Raw genomic sequence first — 21,333 nt, forward strand, 5'->3', positions numbered from 1 at the left:
GAGAGGGGACTGACCGAGTTGTTCGTGAGAGATACGCCGACATGAAATACCGAGTCGAACTCAGGTTTTGAAAAGCACGCAGGTCGGCTCCCTTTCCCCCTCGCCCCCTTGGGGGAGAGGGCTGGGGTGAGGGGGTAGATCTCAGCCATCACACAGCAAACGAACTGGAAACCCGCTCCATGAAAACACCTTTGCGCTGGACATCAAGAGCCGCCTCACTGCTGCTCTGCCTGCTCTTCTGGCAACTCGCCGCCAGCCATCACTGGAACCTCGGCCTGGTGACCTTTGCCAACGTGCCGACGCCACTGGCGGTGATCGAAGCCGCACTGGGCCTGGGCGACTCCGGCAAACTCTGGCAGCACTTGAGCAGCAGTCTCGGCCGCGTCTTCGCCGGCTACCTTGCGGCGCTGATCATCGGCATCGCTCTGGGCCTGGCCATCGGCCGTTCGAAATGGGCCGAAGACATCCTGTTGCCGCCACTGGAAGTGCTGCGCCCGATCCCCGCCGTCGCGTGGATTCCGCTGGCGATCCTGATGTTTCCGTCTTCGGAATTGTCGATGGTCTTCATCACATTCACCGGCGCGCTGTTCCCGATCCTGCTCAACACCGTGCACGGCGTCGAAGGCGTCGATCCGCGCCTGATCGCCTCGGCGAAAAGCCTCGGGGCCGGGCGCCGGGCGATCCTGCTGGAAGTGATTCTGCCGGGCGCTGCGCCGAGCATCATCACCGGGTTGGCGATCGGCATGGGCACTTCGTGGTTTTGTCTGGTGACGGCGGAAATGATTTCCGGCCAGTTCGGCATCGGTTACTACACCTGGGAGTCCTACACCATTCAGAACTACGCCGACATTGTCGTCGGCATGCTCCTGATCGGGGTGTTGGGCATGGGCAGCAGTTGGCTGATCAAACGCCTGGGCGGCTTGTTCACGCCCTGGCATCGACCGCGAGGCAAAGCCTGATGAGCGTGATGCAAACTCCGGAAGGGCGGATCGACATCCGCCAATTGTCCATCGTCCTCGGCCAGGGCCGCGAAGCCTTCGAAGCGGTGCAGGGCCTCGATTGCCAGATCGAACCCGGCCAGTTCGTGTGCATCCTCGGCCCGTCCGGTTGCGGCAAGTCGACCTTGCTCGGCGCTCTGGCCGGACATTTGAATGCCAATACCGGCAGCCTGAAAGTCGACGGCAGCGAAGTGGCCGGCCCGTCACCGCAGCGCGGCATGGTGTTCCAGCATCACACGCTGTTCCCGTGGCGCACCGTGCGCGACAACGTCGCTTTTGGCCTGAAGATGCGCGGCGTCGGCAAGGCTGAGCGACATCGCGCCGCTGACGAAATCCTCAAACTGGTCGGCCTCGAAGGCTTTGCCGAGCGCTGGCCGGATCAGCTCTCCGGTGGCATGCAGCAACGTGTCGAGATCGCCCGAGTGCTGGTCAATCGCCCGCGACTGTTGCTGATGGACGAGCCATTCGGCGCGCTGGATGCGCTGACCCGGCTGAACATGCAGGAACTGCTGCTGGACATCTGGACGCGCATTCGCACCACCGTGGTCTTCGTCACCCATGACATCGACGAGGCGCTGTTTCTTGCCGATCGCTTGCTGGTGATGAGCGCGCGACCGGGGCGGATCATCGAAGACCTGCGTCTGGACTTTCCCCGCCCGCGCACCAGTGAACTGGTGACCAGCCCCGAGTTCGCCCGCCTCAAACGCCACTGCCTCGACCTGCTGCGCCACGACAACGACCGACCGCTGCCGCGCCTCAATCCGCTCGGCCTGCCTCCCGAAAACCCTTTGCCGCGATTTGCCCTATGACCTCCATTTTTGCTGTGACCGATAACGAAGACATCCTCGCCCTGCAACCACGCCTGACGGCGGAAGACGCCGGCGTGCGGCGCATTGCCCTGATTGATCTGGCCGATCTGGAGGAGCCGGATGGCTTGCTCTGGCTGGTCGATCGGCTGCGCCAGGATCCCGCCGAGGACGTTCGCGCTGAGGCCGCGCGATTGCTCGAAGCGTGGGAGGACGAAGCGGTCGTACACGCCTTGTGCGAAGCGCTGACGGATCCGGCGCCCGCCGTGCAATCGGCGGCGGCACAAAGCCTGAGTCTGCTCAAGACTGCACAAGCGGGGCGGGTGATTCTGCCGTGGACCGCACATGCCGAGGTCAGTGTGCGCATCGCCGCCTTTCGGGCATTACGCGAATTGCGCTTCACCGAGGCCGCGCCGGCCGCCGTCGCAGCGTTGGAGGATACCGATGCCAATGTCCGTCGCGAAGCGGTTGGCGTGCTCGGCTGGCTCAAACAGCTCGACGCACTGCCAGCCCTGGCGCGACTGGCCAGCGACGACCCCGACACCGAAGTACGCCGCGCCGCGACCGGTGCGCTCGGCCTGGCCAGCGACGCCGAAGTGCTGCCGGCGCTGCGCCAGGCTTTGCACGACCATGCCTGGCAAGTGCGCGAAGAGGCCGCAACCACTCTGGGCAAGGTCGGCCACAGCGACGCCGGCCCGGCCTTGGTCGAAGCGCTGGGCGATGACTATTGGCAAGTGCGCCTGCGCGCCACCCGCAGCCTCGGCCGCCTGCGCTTCGTCCCGGCGCTGGATGCGCTGATCGACACCCTCGGCCACCGCATCAGCAACCTGCGCAAGGAAGCTGCGCTGGCCCTTGGTGAATTGAACGATCGTGGTGCCGTGGCCGCGTTGCAGGCAGCGCAGGACGACGGCGACCCGGAAGTGCGCAAAGCCGTGCGCATCGCTTTGAGTCAGTTGCAATGAACCCGCTGTCGGTGGGCAACTCGCAGAGTGAGCGGACGTTGCGCCTGAGCTGGCCGGACGGGCGCGAATCGCTGCTCAGGCATGCCGATCTGCGCCGGCAATGCCCGTGCTCGCAATGCCGCGCGTTTCGCCTGCGCGGCGTAACGCCGCTGGTCGATGAGCGCGTGCGCCTGATCGAACTCAATCCGCAGGGTTATGGTGTGCAACTGGTGTTCAGCGATGGTCATCAACGCGGGATTTACCCGTGGGAGTATCTGGCGCAACTTGATTCTTCGCATCTCCCCATTCTTACAGAGACATGAGGATTCTGTAGGAGCTGACGAGTGAATCGAGGCTGCGATCTTGATCGTTCCCACGCTCCGCGTGGGAATGCCTCAAGGGACGCTCCGCGTCCAGTGACGCGGAGCGTCACGGGCTGCATTCCCACGCAGAGCGTGGGAACGATCAGATCGCAGCCTTCGGCAGCTCCTGCGCCGACTGGCGGTTCTTGTCAGGAATTTCCCACAGGAGTACAAATGTACTCCATGACAAACCTGACTCCCCGCCGTACCGCCATCCTGACCTTTATCCGCGATCGCATCGCCGAACACGGTCAGCCCCCAAGCCTCGCTGAAATCAGCGAGGCTTTTGGTTTTGCCTCGCGCAGCGTGGCGCGCAAGCATGTGCTGGCGCTCACCGAAGCCGGTTTCATCGAGGTCAACCCGCATCAGGCCCGGGGCATTCGCCTGCTCGGCCAGCCGCCGCGTCCAGAGCTGCTGGAGATTCCGGTGCTCGGCCGCGTGGCCGCCGGTGCGCCGATCGGCGCCGATGCCGACATCCATAACCGTCTGATGCTCGACCCGGCACTATTCTCCCGCACCCCGGATTACATGCTGCGGGTGCAGGGTGACTCGATGATCGAAGATGGCATCCTCGACGGCGATCTGGTCGGCGTACGGCGCAATCCCGAGGCGCTCAACGGCCAGATCGTCGTTGCGCGTCTGGACGGTGAGGTGACCATCAAACGTTTCGAGCGGGTCGGTGCAGAAGTGCGCCTGCTGCCGCGCAACCCGGCCTATCAGCCGATTGTCGTGCGTGATGATCAGGACCTGGCCATCGAAGGCGTGTTCTGTGGCCTGGTGAGGCAAGGCTGATGGGCGCCGTCGTTGCACTGGATACGCTGTTCAATGGCGGCCAGGTCTGGCGCGGCCGGCCTGCGCCACCAGCGGCGAGCCCGCAGCCGACCGGGCATGCGGCACTGGACGCAGCGCTGCCCAGCGGCGGCTGGCCGGAGGCGGCGTTGAGCGAAATTCTCTTGGCCGGCCCCGGTGTCGGTGAACTGCAACTGGTCTGGCCGACCCTGGCGCGATTGTCGGCGGCGGGCGAACGTATCGTGCTGGTGGCACCGCCATTTGTGCCGTACCCGCAGGCCTGGGCCAATGCCGGGGTCGATCTGCGCCAGTTGTCGGTGATTCAGGCCAGCGAGCGGGATGCCTTGTGGGCGGCGGAGCAGTGCCTGCGTTCGGGCAGTTGCGGCGCAGTGCTGTGCTGGCCGAACAAGGCCGATGACCGAGCCTTGCGGCGTTTGCAGGTGGCGGCGGAAACCGGCCAGACCCTGGCCTTTGCCTGGCGCCCGTTGAGCGAAGCGGTCAACCCGTCACCGGCAGCGTTACGGATTGCCATCGATGCCAGACCGGCGCAGCTGCGCGTGCTCAAGTGCCGTGGCGGGCTGGCACGTGCGGCGCCGATTGCCTTTGCCGTGGGGCACTGATCGTCATGCGCTGGGTATGCATCCTGTTTCCGCAATTGGCCCTCGATGCCGTGCTGCGTCAGCGTCCCGATCCTGAGGAGCCGCTGGTACTGCTCAGCGGCCCGGCCCAGCGCCGGGTGCTGCAAGCGGTGAATCCGGCGGCGCGCAAACTCGGCCTGCGTCCCGGCATGTCGATGACCGCCGCGCAAGCCATGAGCAAAGGTTTTGCCACCGCCGATTATGAAGTGGCCGAGGTTGAGCACTGGCAGCAGTTTCTTGCCGCGTGGGCCTATCGTTTCAGTGCTCAGGTCAGCGTGCATTACCCGCGCACCGTGGTCTTCGAGATTGAATCGAGCCTCGGCCTGTTCGGCACCTGGCCGCAATTCGAAGCCCGCCTGCGCCAGGAGTTGCAAGGCCTCGGCTTTCGGCACCGTATCGTCGCCGCGCCGAACCCGGTGGCGGCGCGAGTGCTGGCCAATGCCTACGATGGCTTGGTGGTGCCGGACGGCGAAGCCTTGCAGCATCATCTCGGGCAATTGCCGGTGGATCGAGTCGGGCTGGAGCCGAATGTCGCTACGGCGTTGTCGCGCATGGGCCTGCGCAATCTCAGTCAGGTGCAAAGCCTGCCACGCCAGGCATTGGCGCGACGTTTCGAAGCACAAATGCTCAAACACCTCGACACGCTGTTCGGCGCACGCCCTCTGGCGCTGGCGTTCTATCTGCCGCCTGACCGTTTCGATATCCGCATCGAACTGAATTTCGACGTGCAGTCCCATCAGGCCTTGCTGTTCCCGTTACGCCGCCTGACCGGCGACCTGTCGGCGTTCCTCTGCGGGCGCGACAGCGGTGTGCAGCGTTTCGACCTGCATCTGGAACACGCCGGGCTGGCGGACACGGTGATCAAGGTCGGCCTGCTCAGTGCCGAGCGTGATCCGGCGATGCTCTTTGAACTGGCCCGTGGGCGCCTCGAACAAGTCCAGGTCGCAGCGCCGGTGCGTGGTTTTCGCTTGCGCGCCGAAGACCTGCCGAGTTTCGTTCCGCAATATCAGGAGCTGTTTGACGACCGCCCGCAGCAGACCTTGCCCTGGGAGCAATTGCGCGAACGGCTGCGCGCACGTCTGGGCGATGACGCCGTGCAAGGGCTGCGCTTTCAGGCCGATCATCGCCCCGAGTGCGCTTGGCAGAACGCCGTCGACAAACACCCTTGCACGGGGTTGCCCAGCGTCCAGCGCCCGGGCTGGCTGCTCAACGAACCGCAGAGCGTGCCGGAAGGTTCGGCGCGGATTCTCATGGGGCCGGAGCGCATCGAATCCGGCTGGTGGGATGGTGGTGACGTGCGGCGTGATTATTACCTGATCCAGAACCGCGCCGGTCAACAGGGCTGGGCCTGGCGCGCAGTAGGTGAGGGCGGTCCGTTGTGGCTGCAGGGCTGGTTCGCATGAACGGCGGATATGCCGAACTGCATTGCCTGTCGAACTTCAGTTTCCAGCGCGGCGCCTCCAGCGCGCTGGAACTGTTTCAACGAGCGAAAAAACACGCTTACCAGGCGCTGGCGATCACCGACGAATGCACCCTGGCCGGGATCGTCCGTGCGTGGCAAGCGGCAAAGTCCGTCGAGCTACCCCTGATCATCGGCAGCGAGGTGCGCATCGACAACGGCCCGAAACTTGTACTACTGGTGGAAAACCTTGCCGGTTATCAGGCCCTTTGCGGCCTGATCACCCAGGCCCGGCGGCGTACGCAGAAAGGCCAGTATCAGGTACTGCGCGAAGACTTCGCCGAAGCGCTGCCGGGTTTGCTGGTGTTGTGGGTGCCCGATTCAGTGGATGATCGGGAGGAAGGGCGCTGGCTGAAACAGACCTTCGGCGAACGCCTGTGGCTCGCCGTGCAACTGCATCGCGGGCAGAACGATCAGCAGCGCCTGGCGGCATTGTTGGCTCTGGCGGCTGAGTTGCAGATACCAGCAGTGGCCAGCGGCGATGTGCACATGCACGCCCGGGGCCGCCGCGCCTTGCAGGACACCATGACCGCGATCCGTCATCACGTCCCCGTAGCCGAAGCGGGTCTGCGCCTGCACCCCAATGGCGAGCGGCATTTGCGCGGTCTCGATGTGCTGCGCGAGTTGTATCCGCCGGCCTTGCTCGAGGAATCGGTCGCACTGGCCCGACGCTGCACCTTCGATCTGAGCGAACTGCGCTATCAGTATCCGAAAGAACTGGTGCCCGAGGGTCACAGTGCCAGTTCCTGGTTGCGGCACCTGACCAAACAGGGCATTGCCTGGCGCTGGAAAAAAGGCGCGCCTTTCAAAGTTCTAAGGCAGATCAATAAAGAACTGAAGCTGATCGCCGAGCTCGGCTACGAAAGCTACTTCCTCACCGTGCACGACGTAGTGCGCTTTGCCCGCGAACAGCAAATCCTCTGTCAGGGGCGCGGCTCGGCGGCAAACTCGGCGGTGTGTTTTGCCTTGGGCATCACCGAGATCGACCCCGATCAAACCACGCTGTTGTTCGAACGCTTCATGTCCAGGGAACGCAACGAGCCGCCGGACATCGACGTCGATTTCGAGCACGAGCGCCGCGAAGAAGTCCTGCAATATGTGTTCAGCCGTTACGGCCGGCGGCGCGCTGCGTTGACGGCGGTGGTCAGCACCTATCACGCCACCGGTGCCGTGCGCGATGTGGCCAAGGCCCTCGGCCTGCCGCCGGATCAGATCAACGCACTGGCCGATTGCTGCGGCCGCTGGAGCGATGAAACCCCGCCGCTGGAGCGTTTGCGCGAAGGGGGCTTCGACCCCGATAGTCCGGTGCTGCGTCGGGTGCTGAGCCTGACGGGGCAACTGATCGGCTTCCCCCGGCACTTGTCGCAGCATCCCGGCGGTTTCGTGATTTCCGAGCAGCCGCTGGACACCCTGGTGCCGGTCGAGAACGCGGCAATGGCCGATCGCACCATCATTCAGTGGGACAAGGACGACCTCGATGCGGTTGGCCTGCTTAAAGTGGATATCCTCGCCTTGGGCATGCTCAGTGCGATCCGCCGCTGCTTCGATCTGCTGCGCCGGCATCGCGATCTGGACCTGACGCTCGCGACGATCCCCCCCGAAGACAAACCGACCTACGCAATGATCAGCCGCGCCGATACCGTCGGCGTGTTCCAGATCGAGTCGCGCGCGCAGATGTCGATGCTGCCGCGTCTGAAGCCGCAGACGTTCTACGATCTGGTCATTGAAGTGGCGATCGTCCGGCCGGGGCCGATTCAGGGCGGCATGGTCCATCCGTATCTGCGCCGACGTAACAAGGAAGAGGCGGAAACCTATCCGTCGCCAGCGCTCGAAGTCGTGCTGAAAAGAACCCTGGGCGTGCCGCTGTTCCAGGAGCAGGTCATGCAGATCGCTATCGTCGCTGCCGACTACAGCCCCGGCGAGGCCGATCAATTGCGCCGTTCCATGGCTGCGTGGAAACGCCATGGCGGACTGGAGCCGCACAAGGAGCGTCTGGCCGCCGGCATGAAAAAGAACGGCTACACCCCGGAATTCGCCGCGCAGATCTTCGAACAGATCAAGGGTTTCGGCAGTTACGGATTCCCCGAATCCCACGCCGCCAGTTTTGCCTTGCTGACCTACGCCAGTTGTTGGCTGAAATGTCACGAGCCGGCGGCGTTCGCCTGTGCGCTGATCAACAGTTGGCCGATGGGCTTCTACAGCCCCGATCAGATTCTGCAGGACGCGCGTCGGCACCAATTGCAGATCCGTCCGGTGGACGTGCGCGCCAGCGACTGGGATTGCAGCCTCGAACCGCTGAGTGCCGGGCAGCCGGCGATTCGCATGGGCCTGCGGATGATCAAGGGTTTTCGCGAAGAGGACGCGCGACGCATCGAAGCCGCGCGGCGCCACGGAGCCTTTGCCGATGTTGCCGATCTGGGCGAACGCGCCGCCCTCGACAGCCGGGCGCAGGCCCTGCTGGCAGACTCCGGCGCCTTGCGCGGTCTGGCCGGGCACCGCCATCGCGCGCGCTGGGAAGTGGCCGGAGTGCAAAAACAGCTAGGCCTGTTCGCCGGCCTGCCCAACGAGGAAGAAGTCAAGACCGTCCTGCCCAAACCCAGCGTTGGCGAGGATCTGCATGCCGATTACGCGACAGTAGGCACCACGCTGGGGCCGCATCCGCTGGCGTTGTTGCGTGGCGAGTTGCAGGCCCGGCGCTGCCGCAGCTCGCGGGAATTGATGGATGTTGAACATGGCCGGCCCGTGAGCGTGGCCGGCCTGGTCACCGGCCGACAGCGCCCCGGTACGGCCAGCGGTGTGACATTCGTGACGCTGGAAGACGAGTTCGGCAACGTCAACGTGGTGGTCTGGCGTGACCTGGCCGAGCGTCAGCGACAAGTGCTGGTCGGTTCGCAATTGCTCAAGGTCGACGGCCGCTGGGAACGCGAAGGCGATGTGCGCCACCTGATCGCCGGGCGCATGAGCGACCTGAGCCCGCTGCTCAATGGCATTCACGTACAGAGCCGGGACTTCCACTGAGCCCTGTAGGATCGACTCTGCTCGCGAAGCGGTGCATCAGTCCCAACTGAATTGCCTGACCTGACGCCTTCGGAGCAAGCTCGCTCCCACAGGGGTTTCGGTAGCGATAATGATTGTCGATTTGCCCTCGATCTGTAGGAGCTGCCGAAGGCTGCGATCTTTTGGGGATCTCGAAAACACCACACTGTATGATCAGAAATCCTGTTCGAGTCGGCCTCGTTGCGCTTGGGAATTACCTTTGTGAGATGCCATTGGCTTTGAAGATCAAAAGATCGCAGCCTTCGGCAGCTCCTACGGTTGCACCCTATTCCCAATGTAGGAGTGAGCCTGCTCGCGAAGCGGTGCATCAGTCCCAACTGAATTGCCTGACCTGACGCCTTCGCGAGCAAGCTCGCTTCCACAGGGGTTTCGGTAGCGATAATGATTGTCGATTTGCCCTCGACCTGTAGGAGCTGCCGAAGGCTGCGATCTTTTGGGGATCTCGAAAACACCACACTATATGATCAGAAATCCTGTTCGAGTCGGCCTCGTTGCGCTTGGGAATTACCTTTGTGAGATGCCATTGGCTTTGAAGATCAAAAGATCGCAGCCTTCGGCAGCTCCTACGGTTGCACCGTATTCCCAATGTAGGAGCGAGCCTGCTCGCGAAAGCGGTGCATCAGTCGATGGCGATGCTGACTGTGCCGACGCCTTCGCGAGCAGGCTCGCTCCCACAGGGTTTGGCTGTGTATTGAAAATGGAGGCGCAGCAAAAGGCTGCACCTTTGGGCCGAAGGCAGATATTCTGCGCTTCACACCGGTACGGGAACCCGATCAATCTCCATGGCCAGTCACCGCCAGGACGAATCGCCCGACGCCAAAGGAGTGTTCGAATGAGCGAAAAGAAACTGGAAACCACGGTCGACCGCGTCTACCAAGGGGTTTACGCGGCGATCAGCAAGCGTTCGTTGCGCCCGGGCATGAAGCTGGGTGAGGCCTCGCTGGCCGAGCTGTTCAATGTCAGTCGCACTTCGGTGCGTGCTGCGCTCAAGCAATTGGAGGCCGATGGCCTGGTCACCACCGAGCCCAACAAAGGCGCGTCGGTGTCGCTGCCCAGTGACGCGGAGCTGCGTTCGTTGTTCGAAACCCGGCGGCTGATCGAGATCGGCATCGTCACCGAACTGTGCCGGCGCAAAGACACCGTTGCCATGCAGGACCTGCGCGAGCACTTGCTGCTGGAAGACGCCGCCCATGCAGCCGGCGACCACGAACGGCTGATTCACCTGCTCGGCGAGTTTCACCTGAAACTGGCGCGCAGCCTGAACAATCCGGTGCTGCTCGACTGGTTCCAGAAACTGATCTCGCGCGCCTCGCTGTATGCCGCCGCCCTCGACGACGACAGCCACCAGGCGTGCCGCGATGATGAACACCTGCAGTTGCTCGAATACATCGAGGCCGGCAATCAGAGCGCCGCGATCGAGCTGACCTGCACGCACCTCAACGGAATCGAGAAAGCGATTCTCGACGTTGCTGCGAAAATGAAAACCGGCTATCACCCGCTCAAACACTTGATCGGGGTCTGAATGGCCCGGCGTCGCAAATCGGCTATACCTCCAATGAAACCAATGCGTTTCCAGAGCCTCGAAACACACGGGCGTCGCGTCGTTGAAGCGTTGCGATAGATCGGAAAACCGCAAAAAAGGACACTGAGTCAGGCGATGCAGTTTTTATCCGAAAGCCACGGCTGTGAGGGCTGGAAAGGCGAAATGGCCGAACGTATCCGTGCGTTCGACTGGAGCCACACGGAACTGGGCGCGCTCGCCGAATGGCCGGCCAGCCTGTGCAACACCGTGCAACTGATGCTGGCTTCGCCGTTGCCGATGGTGATGCTCTGGGGCCACGCCGGCTACATGATCTACAACGACGCCTATTCCGAATTCGCCGGCGGCCGCCATCCCTATCTGCTCGGTGTGCCGGTAGAGCTGGGCTGGCCGGAGGTCGCCGAATTCAACCGTCACGTTGTCGACACTTGCCTGGCCGGCGGCACCTTGTCCTATCGCAACAAAGAGCTGGTGTTGCTGCGCGACGGCGTGCCCGAAGACGTCTGGATGGATTTGTATTACAGCCCGGTGGCCAACGACGATGGCGTGCCCGGCGGGGTCATGGCGATGGTCGTCGAAACCACCGAACTGGTGCATTCCGAGCGCCTGCGCCAGGCCGCGGAGGATGCGTACCGCGCCGACAACGAACGCGTGCGTCTGGCGTTGAATGCCGGCGCACTGCTTGGCTCGTTTGTCTGGGACATAAAAAACAATCGCTTCTCTGCTGACGAACGTTTCGCCCGCACCTTTTCCTACCCGCCGGAACAGGACCTGAGCGATCTGCAACAAGAGATCGCCGAATCACGCATCCATCCTGACGACCATCCCTGGGTGCAGGGCCGTGTTGCCCATTGCGTACGCACCGGCGAACCGTACAACGCCGAATACCGTGTGCAGCGCGCCGACGGCCAGTATCTGTGGGTGCTGGCCAGTGGCGCCTGCGAGTTCGATGAGCAGGGCAAACCGTTTCGCTTTCCCGGTGTGCTGATCGACATCCATGAGCGCAAGAACGCTGAAGAATCACTGCTCAAATTTACCCGCAACCTGGAACAGCGCGTGGCTGCCGAAGTGGATGCGCGGCTGGCTGCAGAAGAACAATTGCGTCAATCGCAAAAACTCGAAGCCATCGGCGGCCTGACCGGCGGCGTGGCCCACGACTTCAACAACCTGCTGCAAGTGATCGCCGGCAATCTGCACCTGCTGGCCCGGCATGAGCCGAACAATGCCAACGTACAGCGCCGGGTCGGGGCTTCGCTGGCGGCGGTCGAACGCGGTGCCAAACTGTCTTCGCAGCTGCTGGCGTTTGCCCGGCGGCAACCGCTGTCACCTGCCGTGTGCAACCCCGAGCAGATTTTCGAAGGCGTCGGCGAATTGCTGCAGCGCGCCTTGGGCGAAACCATCCAGATCGACGTGCAGTTGCCGTCGCAGCCGTGGCACATCAACGTCGACCGCAATCAGCTGGAAAACGCCATTCTCAATCTGGCCATCAACGCCCGCGACGCGATGAAGGGCGAGGGCGTTATCGGCCTCAGCGCGGCCAATGTGCGTTTGGACAATGAATTCTGTGCCGGCAAAGGCATTTCCGCTGGCGAGTATGTACGTGTGGCGGTCAGCGACACCGGCGTGGGCATTGCCCCGCAGATGCTCGAACAGGTCTTCGAACCGTTCTTCACCACCAAGGCCGACGGGCAGGGCACTGGCCTGGGTTTGAGCATGGTGTTCGGTTTCGTCAAACAGAGCGGCGGCCACGTCGAAATCGACAGCCAGCTCGGCGAAGGTACGCGAGTGCAGCTGTATTTCCCCCGCAGTCTGCGCCCGGTTCGCGAAGAGACAGCCAGTGTCGGCGAACGCAAAGGTGGCGGCCACGAAACCATTCTGGTGGTGGAAGACAACGACGCGGTACGCGCCTCAGCGGTGGAGTTGCTGCGGGAAGAAGGCTATCGGGTGATGACGGCCGGCAATGGCGACATGGCCATGCAGATGTTGCTGGAAGGTATCGAAATCGATCTGATCTTCACTGACGTGGTCATGCCCGGCCTGATCAAGAGTTCCGATCTGGCGGCGTGGGCCAAGGTGCAGACGCCGCCAGTACCGGTGCTGTTCACCTCCGGGCATACCCGCGACATCATTTCCCGCGACCACCAGCTCAGCCCCGATACGCATCTGCTCGGCAAACCGTACAGCCCGCAAGCTTTACTGCAGATGATTTGCGAGGTGCTCGGCACCTGAGGCCGAGCGCTGCCCCGGTTTTTCAAAAAAGGCAGGCCGATGATTTCCAAGCGCAATTCCAAAGCACTCGCCGGCATGGTTCGCGTGCGCGGCGCTCGCGAACACAACCTGAAGAACGTTGACGTCGATATTCCCCGTGATGCACTGGTGGTGTTCACCGGTGTCTCCGGTTCGGGCAAGTCGTCGCTGGCGTTTTCTACGCTGTATGCCGAGGCCCAGCGGCGTTATTTCGAATCGGTGGCGCCGTACGCGCGGCGGTTGATCGATCAGGTCGGCGTGCCGGATGTCGATTCCATCGAAGGACTGCCGCCCGCCGTCGCTCTGCAACAGCAGCGTGGCACGCCGAGCGCGCGTTCGTCGGTCGGCAGCGTGACGACGTTGTCGAGCCTGATCCGCATGCTTTATTCCCGCGCCGGCAGTTACCCGCCGGGGCAGCCGATGCTGTATGCCGAGGATTTTTCACCGAACACGCCGCAGGGCGCCTGCCCGGAGTGTCACGGACTTGGCCGAGTCTATGAAGTGACCGAAGCGCTGATGGTGCCGGACCCGAACCTGACCATCCGCCAGCGCGCCGTGGCGTCGTGGCCCTTGGCGTGGCAGGGGCAGAACCTGCGCGACATCCTGGTGACCATGGGCATCGATGTCGACATCCCCTGGAAGAAACTGCCGAAAAAACAGCGCGACTGGATTCTCTTCACTGAAGAAACGCCAACGGTGCCGGTATACGCAGGGCTGACCCCGGAAGAAACCCGCGTCGCCCTCAAACGCAAAATGGAACCGAGTTATCAGGGCACTTTTACCGGCGCCCGGCGCTACATCCTGCACACCTTTACCCACTCGCAAAGTGCGCTGATGAAGAAGCGTGTTTCGCAGTTCATGCGTGGCAGCCCGTGTCCGTTGTGCGAGGGCAAGCGGCTCAAACGCGAGGCGTTGTCGGTGACCTTTGCCGGCTACGACATTGGTGAGCTGTCGCAGATGCCGTTGCTGCAAGTGGCCGAAGTGCTGCGGCCAGTGGCAGCGGCGAATTATCTGGAACAGGCCGAGGAGAGCGGCGACACCCTCAGCCATGCGCAAACCCGTGAGGCTCGCCAGCAGCGGGTCGCCCATGGCGCCAGTGGTCATGCCAGCGCGCCGGACGTGCGCCACACGCCGAACCTGTCGCTGGAAAAACGCTTGGCGGCGCAACGCATCGCTGAAGATCTGTTGGAGCGGGTGAGCACCCTGACCGATCTCGGCCTGGGTTATCTGGCGCTGGAACGCAGTACGCCGACTTTGTCGTCTGGCGAGTTGCAGCGTTTGCGCCTGGCCACGCAATTGGGTTCGCAGCTGTTCGGCGTCATCTACGTGCTGGATGAGCCGTCTGCCGGTCTGCATCCGGCGGATGGCGAGGCGCTGTTCGAGGCGTTGCAGCGGTTGAAGGCTGACGGCAATACGCTGTTTGTGGTCGAGCACGATGTCGAGACCATGCGCCGTGCTGACTGGCTGATCGACGTTGGTCCGGCCGCGGGCGAAAAGGGTGGGCGCGTGTTGTACAGCGGTCCGCCTGCGGGACTTGCTGATATTGGAGATTCGCAGACCCGCGCTTATCTGTTCGCCGAAAACCAGCGCGCTGAGCGCGCCGCGCGTAAGCCGAGCGGGTGGCTGAAACTCGACGGCGTCACCCGCAACAACCTGAATAATCTCAGCGCCGAATTTCCTTTGGGCTGTTTCACCTCGGTGACCGGGGTGTCTGGCTCTGGCAAGTCGAGTCTGGTCAGTCAGGCGCTGCTGGAACTGGTCGGCGCGCAGTTGGGCCGGCCGGTGGCCGAAGCCGAGTCGGAAGAACCGAGCCTGGAAGATGACGCGCCGCCGCCCAGCACCGGCCAGATCAGCGCCGGTCTGGAGTCGATCAAACGGCTGGTGCAGGTGGATCAGAAACCGATCGGGCGTACACCGCGTTCCAATCTGGCCACCTATACGGGGCTGTTCGACAACGTGCGCAAGCTGTTCGCCGCGACACCCGACGCGCAAGCGGCGGGCTATGACGCCGGACAGTTTTCCTTCAACGTCGCCAAGGGCCGTTGCGCCACTTGCGAGGGCGAGGGCTTCGTCAGCGTGGAATTGCTGTTCATGCCCAGCGTTTATGCGCCGTGCCCGACCTGCCATGGCGCGCGCTACAACCCGCAGACCCTGGCGATTCTCTGGCAGGGCTTGAGCATCGCCCAGGTGCTGCAATTGACCGTCGATGAAGCGGTGGTGGTGTTCGCCGAGCAGGCAGGGATTCGACGGTCGCTGGAGGTGCTGCGCGATATTGGTCTGGGTTATCTGCGTCTGGGGCAGCCGGCCACGGAACTGTCCGGGGGTGAGGCGCAGCGGATCAAACTGGCGACCGAGTTGCAGCGCAGTCAGCGTGGCGCGACCTTGTATGTGCTGGATGAACCGACTACCGGATTGCATCCGCGGGACGTCGATCGACTGCTGGAGCAACTCGACACGCTGGTCACGGCGGGGCATACGGTGATCGTGGTCGAGCACGAAATGCGTGTAGTCGCGCAGAGCGACTGGGTGATCGACATCGGCCCCGGCGCTGGTGATCAGGGCGGCAGGATCGTCGCCGCTGGCACGCCGCAAAAAGTCGCTGCGAGCAAGAAGAGCAAGACTGCGCCGTTTCTGGCTCGGGTATTAAGCCGATAATGGCGGCGCCCCGCCAGACGCCTTCGCGAGCAGGCTCGCTCCCACAGTTTTGCAAGGTGCACCCGGAAAAGGTGGGTACACCCGGATCCCCTGTGGGAGCGAGCCTGCTCGCGAAAGCGGAGTGCCAGTCGCAGAAGAATTGACTGGATGGACGCCTTCGCGAGCAGGCTCGCTCCCACAGTTTTGCAAGGTGCACCCGGAAAAGGTGGTTACACCCGGATCCCCCTGTGGGAGCGAGCCTGCTCGCGAAAGCGGAGTGTCAGTAACAGATGTGTTCACTGACCCAGCGCTATCGCGAGCAGGCTCACTCCTACAGGGGGACGTGCGTTAGGTCAGGCCCCATCGATTGTGCGGCGGACCTTGTCGAGCAGTTCGCTGATCTGGAACGGTTTGACCAGCATTTCCATCCCTGTGCCGAGGAAAACCTGGCGGTTGAGGGCGGTTTCGGCGTAGCCGGTCATGAACAGAATCGGCAGCCCTGCGTGCCAGCCACGGGCAACATCTGCCAACTCACGGCCACTCATGCGCGGCAGGCCGACGTCGGTCAGCAGCAGGTTGATCGACGGGTCATTCTGCAAGCGCTCCAGTGCCGACTCGATATCCGCCGCTTGCGTGCAGCGATAACCGGCATCCTCCAGCACTTCGGTGACAAACAAACGCACCGTGGCCATGTCCTCGACGATCAGCACATGCTCGCCACTGCCTTTGGCGTCAGGCACCGGCACAGGCGCGTCGGCTCCGGTCGGGTCGTTGGTGCCGGGCAGCATGATGGTCACTTCGGTGCCTCGCCGGGCGACGCTGCGAATGTGCGCGTCACCGCCGGACTGACGGGCGAAGCCGTAAATCGTCGACAGGCCGAGACCGGTGCCCTGGCCCAATGGCTTGGTGGTGAAAAACGGTTCGAACACTTTGTCGATCACGTTGTGTTCGATGCCGGTGCCGTCGTCGCGTACCGACAGCGCCACATAGGCGCCATCGGCCAGATTCGGATCGCCATGGGAATAGGCGGCGTAAGTGTTGACCCATATATTGCCGCCGGAGGGCAGGGCATCGCGGGCGTTGATCACCAGGTTGAGCACAGCGCTTTCCAGCTGCACCGGATCCACCAGCGCAATCGCCGGTTTGTTGGTCAGCTCCAGCTTGAGGGTGATGCGCTCACCGATGGTGCGCACCAGTAATTCTTCCAGCGAGCGGATATGCTCGTTGATGTCCACCGGCCGCGTATCCAGCGGCTGCTGACGAGCGAACGCGAGCAGACGATGGGTCAGCGAAGCCGCGCTCATTGCCGAGTTCAGCGCTGCTTCGGTGTAGAACTGCACCTTGTCCAGACGCTCATCGGCGACGCGTTTCTGAATCAGTTCAAGACTGGTGATGATCCCGGTCAGCAGGTTGTTGAAGTCGTGGGCGATACCGCCGGTGAGCTTGCCCAAAGCATCCATTTTCTGCACTTGCAGCAACTGCGCTTCGGCGTGCACGCGTTCGGCAACCTCCTTGGCCAGCTGCGTGGTGGTGTCGTCCAGCCGCGCCAAATGCGAGCGCTCGCGGTGGCGGTGTTCGGTGACGTCCTCGACGAACACCAGACTCAGTTCCGGGGTGCGATAGGGTGAAATCTGCCATTGCGTCTCGCGAATCTCGCCCTGCACGCGCATGTTCAGCGTGCCTTTCCAGCGCTCGCCGTCGACCAGACGCAGACGCAGTTCATCGAGGATCGATCTTTGATCCTCGGCGAAGCATTCACGCAGCGCCTGCGGGTCGCGGTTATCGACAATCAACTGGGCGAAGGCATGGTTGCATTCATGCACTTTGAGATTGGCATCGAGCACCGCGATCGGCGCTGAAACGTTGGCGAAAATCTCGCGAAAACGTGCCTCGCTTTCGCGCAGGGCATTTTCCGTGTCACGCACCCGCAGCAGGGTACGCAGCGTTGCCAAGAGTACATCGGGGTCAACCGGGTGAATCAGATAGGCATCGGCGCCGGCGTTGAGACCGGTGATGATGTCGCCGGTCTGGATCGACGCCGCTGACACATGAATCACTGGCAGCAGCGCGGTGCCCGGGTCGGCGCGCAGCAGGCGGACGATATCGAAACCGCTCATGTCCGGCAGGTTGACGTCGAGGATCAACGCATCAAGGGCTTCGCTCTCGATCAGGGCCAGACCGTCACTGCCAGTGCCGGCTTCGAGCACAGTGTAGCCGTGGCGTTCGAGGCGCCGGCGCAAGGCGTAACGGGTGGCGACGTTGTCATCGACAATCAGCAGGCGGATGTCACGATTCATCGACGTTCTCCAGAGCGATTGCCAGCGGGATGATGACAAAGAACGTCGAGCCGACGCCCGGCGTACTCTCAACCCCGACTTCACCGCCCAGCAACGCGGCGAATCGCTTGCACAGTGACAGACCCAGGCCGGTGCCGCGCAGGCGCTTCTGCAGCGGCGAATCGACCTGGGAGAAATCTTCGAACAGCGTGTCATGCAGTTCGGCCGCAATGCCGATGCCGGTGTCGCTGACGGCAAAGCGCACCTTGTCTTCACCTTGCATCCGCGCCGACACGCGCACTTCGCCACGGGTGGTGAATTTCAGCGAGTTGGAAATGAAGTTGCGCAGGATCTGCCCGAGCTTCTTGTCATCGGTATACAGGCGCGGCAGGCCCAGCGGCTCCTCGAAAATCAGATCCACCGCCGTTGCATCGACGATAGGCCGGAACATCCCGCGCAGGGCCGAGAAGAGGTCGAACATGTCGAACCAGGCCGGAGAAATGCTGATGCGCCCGGCCTCGATCTTCGCCAGGTCGAGGAGGTCATCGACCATGTCGCTGAGCTCGCGGGCAGCAGTGCTGACGAACGCCACTTGCTTGTGCTGTTCAGGGCTGAGCGGGCCGTCGAGTTCGTCGGCGAGCAGACTGTTGATGCTCAGGATCGAGCCCAGCGGCGTGCGGAATTCATGGCTCATGTACGACAGGAAACGGCTTTTCAGATCCGACGCCTGACGCAATTCTTCGGCCTGATTGTCGAGTTCGGCGTACAGCGCCAGTACACCCTGGTTGGTTTCATCGAGTTCTTCGCGCAGGGCAGTGGTTTCGCGCTGCAACTGAGCGATGAGCGCCGCCTGTTCGGCGTGGCTCAAGGTAGTCGATTCAGCCATGGGTGGCCTCCAGAGCAACGACCAGCACCGTCACGTCATCGCGGCCGCGACAGAAATCGCGGTGCAGGACGCTGGCTATCACGGCGGGATGGCGATGCACCAGACCGGGGTAGTCTTTGAGATTCCAACGGGACTGTAAGCCGTCGCTGTACATGATCAATAAATGTCCGTTCACGTGAGCATAGTCAAAGGGTTTGGCTTTACGGTACTGGCCGCCAACGATACCGGGGTGCGAGGCCAGTCCGCGGGATCTGCCGGCCTCCAGCAGACTGGCGCCGATGTTGCCGACACCGGCGAACGTCAGGCCATCGCGCTGGCTGTCGAACTGCGCGAACGCGACGGCGCCGCCACGGGTGCCGAGCATTTCCCGATGCAGGTCTTCCATCAATGCCACAGGATCGGCAAACGGCGCGCGGGCGAATGCCTGTGCACCGGCCAGGCCGGCGCGCTCGGCATCTTCGCCATGACCGAGGCCATCAACGATCAGCGCGCTGATCCGTGACCCTTCATACGACAAATGCCAGACGTCACCGCAGGCGGGATCGGCATGCAGCGAATGCTGGCTGACCCCGAAACGGATATCGGCCAGGCGATCGCTGCGGGCAAAAATCCGCGCCAGCAGCACGGCGCCACGGTGGTCGGCGTAGACATCAAACACATCCGTCTGCCGCGAAACCGCGCCGAGCCCGATGCCCTGCGTACCGCCAGTGGAAAAGCCATCCGTCAGACACGCATCCAGATCAAAGCCTTGCGCGCGATCCACGGTCTGCATCTCGATGCCGAACGTGTTGCCCGGTCTTGGCAGCACACGCAGGTGAAATTCACCGCGCTGGGCATGCTTGAGCACATTGCTGGCCAGTTCCGTCGCGACCAGCGCCACGCGGCCGGCATCGTTTTCGTCGAAGCCATGCTGCTCGGCAAGTTTCTGCGCGGTGCGCCGGGCGTGACCGATCTGGCTGCTGTCCTCGATCGGCAGAACCTGGGTCAACGACCCGGTGATATTCATGTCCATCGTGTGATCGTAATGCGCGTGCCTTTGCCGGGCTCAGTGTCGAGTTCGAATTCGTTGACCAGGCGTTTGGCGCCGGTCAGGCCCAGGCCGAGACCGCTGCCGGAGGTCCAGCCGTCGGTCATCGCCAGTTTGATGTCGGGAATGCCCGGGCCTTCGTCGCGGAAAGTGATACGCAAACCGACACGGCCGTTCTCCTCGAGGATCTGCCAGTCCATGTCGCCACCACCGCCATAGACCATGGTGTTGCGCGCCAGCTCGCTGACGGCGGTCACCAGTTTGGTCAGGTCGATCAGGCGCATGCCGCATTCGGTAGCGAGCTTGCGCGTGGTCTGGCGGGCCAGGACCACGTCCTGTTCAATGAGAATGGGTTGAGTACCGCTGCTGCGCACGGTCATTGTGCAAGTACTCGTTCCCGCAGCAGTTTCATTCCGCGTTCGACGTTGAGCGCGGTGCTGACACCCGGCAACGTCATGCCCAGCTCAACCAGGGTGATCGCCACCGCCGGTTGCATGCCGACCAGCACGGTTTCGGCGTCCATGATTTTAGATAGACCGGAAATCGTGCCGATCATGCGCCCGATGAACGAATCGACCATGTCCAGCGCCGAAATGTCGATCAACACCCCACGGGCCGAGGTCTTGCTGATGCGCTCGGACAGATCGTCCTGCAGGGTCATCGCGAGTTGATCATGCATGTCGACCTGAATGGTCACCAGCAGGAATTCGCCCATTTGGAGAATCGGAATACGTTCCATGGTCAAACCGTCTTGACGAGGCTGACACCCAAGCGGGTCAGGGCCAGTTTCAAGGCGTCGGCCAGGTTGGCCTTGGTCACTACGCCTTGCAGATCCAGGCCCAGGTGAACGATGGTTTGGGCAATCTGCGGACGCACGCCGCTGATGATGCAATCAGCGCCCATCAGGCGAATCGCGGTCACGGTTTTCAGCAGGTGCTGGGCGACCAGGGTGTCGACGGTCGGCACGCCGGTGATGTCGATGATGGCGATTTCCGAACCGGTGTCGACGATGCGTTGCAGCAGCGATTCCATCACCACTTGCGTGCGCTGCGAATCGAGGGTGCCGATCATTGGCAGAGCGAGGACGCCGTCCCACAGCTTGACCACCGGCGTCGACAGTTCCAGCAGTTCTTCCTGCTGACGCTTGATTACCGCTTCACGGGATTTCTGGAAGGTGCCGATGGTGTGCATGCCGACCGTGTCGAGCAGTTCGGAGACTTCCAGCAATTGCTCGGCGAGCAGTGCCGGCTGGTCTTGATAATGGTTTTGCAGCAGGGCGAACAACGGGCCCTTCAGGGCGAAGATGAAGTTGGCGGTTTGCTGGGAATCCTGGCCGAGCAGGGCGCGGCTCTGCGACAGCTTTTCAAGGAACTGGCGGGTATCTTCCCAGCCTGCGGCGGCAATCTTGCTGCCGTTGCCGTTTTCCAGACCGGCCAGCAGCAGGCTTAGCAGATCGCGGGTTTGCTGAGTGACATCGTGTTCCTTGAGGTTGCGCGTGGCGCCACTGGCTTCGAGGCGTTTGGTCCATTCGCTCAGCAGTTGCGTCTGGTTGTTCTTGATTGCTTCGACTGTGCTGTTCTGCAGTGCTGCCATGTGCGTGTCGCTCCGATACGTAAGGGGGCCGGTTCAGCGAAATGACCGGCGCGAATTGACTGACATTTGCCGCTTGAAAT

Annotated in this window: 17 protein-coding genes; 11 read left to right on the forward strand and 6 right to left on the reverse strand. The window is 62.7% G+C overall.

The features are described from left to right. The first annotated feature begins 179 nt into the window (after positions 1-179). The 11 genes from GXB78_RS02720 to GXB78_RS02770 all read left to right on the forward strand — a co-directional run bounded on the left by GXB78_RS02720 (position 180) and on the right by GXB78_RS02770 (position 15,492). Positions 180-959 carry an ABC transporter permease gene (locus GXB78_RS02720; protein ID WP_186569798.1) on the forward strand — a complete coding sequence of 260 codons (780 nt, stop codon included), beginning with the start codon at positions 180-182 and terminating at the stop codon, positions 957-959. Next, positions 959-1,807 (forward strand): ABC transporter ATP-binding protein, encoded by an 849-nt coding sequence (locus GXB78_RS02725; RefSeq protein ID WP_329514056.1) that lies wholly within the window; start codon positions 959-961, stop codon positions 1,805-1,807. The genes GXB78_RS02720 and GXB78_RS02725 overlap by 1 nt, the downstream gene beginning before the upstream one ends. Continuing rightward, positions 1,804-2,766, forward strand: a complete 963-nt coding sequence (locus GXB78_RS02730) for a HEAT repeat domain-containing protein (RefSeq protein WP_329514057.1) — start codon at positions 1,804-1,806, stop codon at positions 2,764-2,766. Before GXB78_RS02725 ends, GXB78_RS02730 begins: the two co-directional genes overlap by 4 nt. Continuing rightward, on the forward strand, positions 2,763-3,068 hold the full coding sequence (locus GXB78_RS02735) for a DUF971 domain-containing protein (protein ID WP_329514058.1): 306 nt from the start codon (positions 2,763-2,765) through the stop codon (positions 3,066-3,068). Before GXB78_RS02730 ends, GXB78_RS02735 begins: the two co-directional genes overlap by 4 nt. A 213-nt stretch (positions 3,069-3,281) precedes the next feature. Next, positions 3,282-3,899 (forward strand): transcriptional repressor LexA, encoded by a 618-nt coding sequence (lexA, locus tag GXB78_RS02740; protein ID WP_329514059.1) that lies wholly within the window; start codon positions 3,282-3,284, stop codon positions 3,897-3,899. Next, positions 3,899-4,516, forward strand: a complete 618-nt coding sequence (imuA, locus tag GXB78_RS02745; RefSeq protein WP_042610311.1) for a translesion DNA synthesis-associated protein ImuA — start codon at positions 3,899-3,901, stop codon at positions 4,514-4,516. Before lexA ends, imuA begins: the two co-directional genes overlap by 1 nt. A 5-nt stretch (positions 4,517-4,521) precedes the next feature. Further along, positions 4,522-5,937 (forward strand): Y-family DNA polymerase, encoded by a 1,416-nt coding sequence (locus GXB78_RS02750; protein ID WP_329514060.1) that lies wholly within the window; start codon positions 4,522-4,524, stop codon positions 5,935-5,937. Beyond that, entirely contained in the window at positions 5,913-9,011 is a 3,099-nt protein-coding gene (locus GXB78_RS02755) for an error-prone DNA polymerase (protein WP_329514061.1), read from the forward strand. The genes GXB78_RS02750 and GXB78_RS02755 overlap by 25 nt, the downstream gene beginning before the upstream one ends. 871 nt (positions 9,012-9,882) lie before the next feature. Continuing rightward, positions 9,883-10,572, forward strand: a complete 690-nt coding sequence (locus tag GXB78_RS02760; RefSeq protein WP_329514062.1) for a GntR family transcriptional regulator — start codon at positions 9,883-9,885, stop codon at positions 10,570-10,572. 135 nt (positions 10,573-10,707) lie between these two features. After that, entirely contained in the window at positions 10,708-12,819 is a 2,112-nt protein-coding gene (locus GXB78_RS02765; RefSeq protein WP_329514063.1) for an ATP-binding protein, read from the forward strand. A gap of 39 nt (positions 12,820-12,858) precedes the next feature. Then, positions 12,859-15,492 carry an excinuclease ABC subunit UvrA gene (locus tag GXB78_RS02770; protein ID WP_329514064.1) on the forward strand — a complete coding sequence of 878 codons (2,634 nt, stop codon included), beginning with the start codon at positions 12,859-12,861 and terminating at the stop codon, positions 15,490-15,492. A 332-nt stretch (positions 15,493-15,824) separates the two neighbouring features. On the opposite strand, the gene GXB78_RS02775 is transcribed toward GXB78_RS02770, so the two are convergent. The 6 genes from GXB78_RS02775 to GXB78_RS02800 are packed head-to-tail and all read right to left on the reverse strand — an operon-like array spanning position 15,825 to position 21,253. Continuing rightward, entirely contained in the window at positions 15,825-17,768 is a 1,944-nt protein-coding gene (locus tag GXB78_RS02775) for a response regulator (RefSeq protein ID WP_329514065.1), read from the reverse strand. Further along, positions 17,758-18,633, reverse strand: coding sequence for a sensor histidine kinase (locus tag GXB78_RS02780; protein ID WP_329514066.1), 876 nt, complete (start codon positions 18,631-18,633; stop codon positions 17,758-17,760). Before GXB78_RS02780 ends, GXB78_RS02775 begins: the two co-directional genes overlap by 11 nt. Then, positions 18,626-19,639, reverse strand: coding sequence for an ATP-binding protein (locus tag GXB78_RS02785; RefSeq protein ID WP_329514577.1), 1,014 nt, complete (start codon positions 19,637-19,639; stop codon positions 18,626-18,628). Before GXB78_RS02785 ends, GXB78_RS02780 begins: the two co-directional genes overlap by 8 nt. Next, positions 19,636-20,040 (reverse strand): anti-sigma regulatory factor, encoded by a 405-nt coding sequence (locus GXB78_RS02790; RefSeq protein WP_016774465.1) that lies wholly within the window; start codon positions 20,038-20,040, stop codon positions 19,636-19,638. The genes GXB78_RS02785 and GXB78_RS02790 overlap by 4 nt, the downstream gene beginning before the upstream one ends. Beyond that, complete coding sequence (locus GXB78_RS02795) at positions 20,037-20,399, reverse strand: STAS domain-containing protein (protein ID WP_329514067.1); 363 nt, start codon at positions 20,397-20,399, stop codon at positions 20,037-20,039. Before GXB78_RS02795 ends, GXB78_RS02790 begins: the two co-directional genes overlap by 4 nt. Positions 20,400-20,401: 2 nt before the next feature. Beyond that, positions 20,402-21,253, reverse strand: coding sequence for an STAS domain-containing protein (locus GXB78_RS02800; RefSeq protein WP_329514068.1), 852 nt, complete (start codon positions 21,251-21,253; stop codon positions 20,402-20,404). Positions 21,254-21,333 lie beyond the last annotated feature (80 nt).

The organism is Pseudomonas moraviensis subsp. stanleyae (genome assembly GCF_036283065.1).
In the GTDB taxonomy this organism is placed as follows: Bacteria; Pseudomonadota; Gammaproteobacteria; order Pseudomonadales; family Pseudomonadaceae; genus Aquipseudomonas; species Aquipseudomonas stanleyae.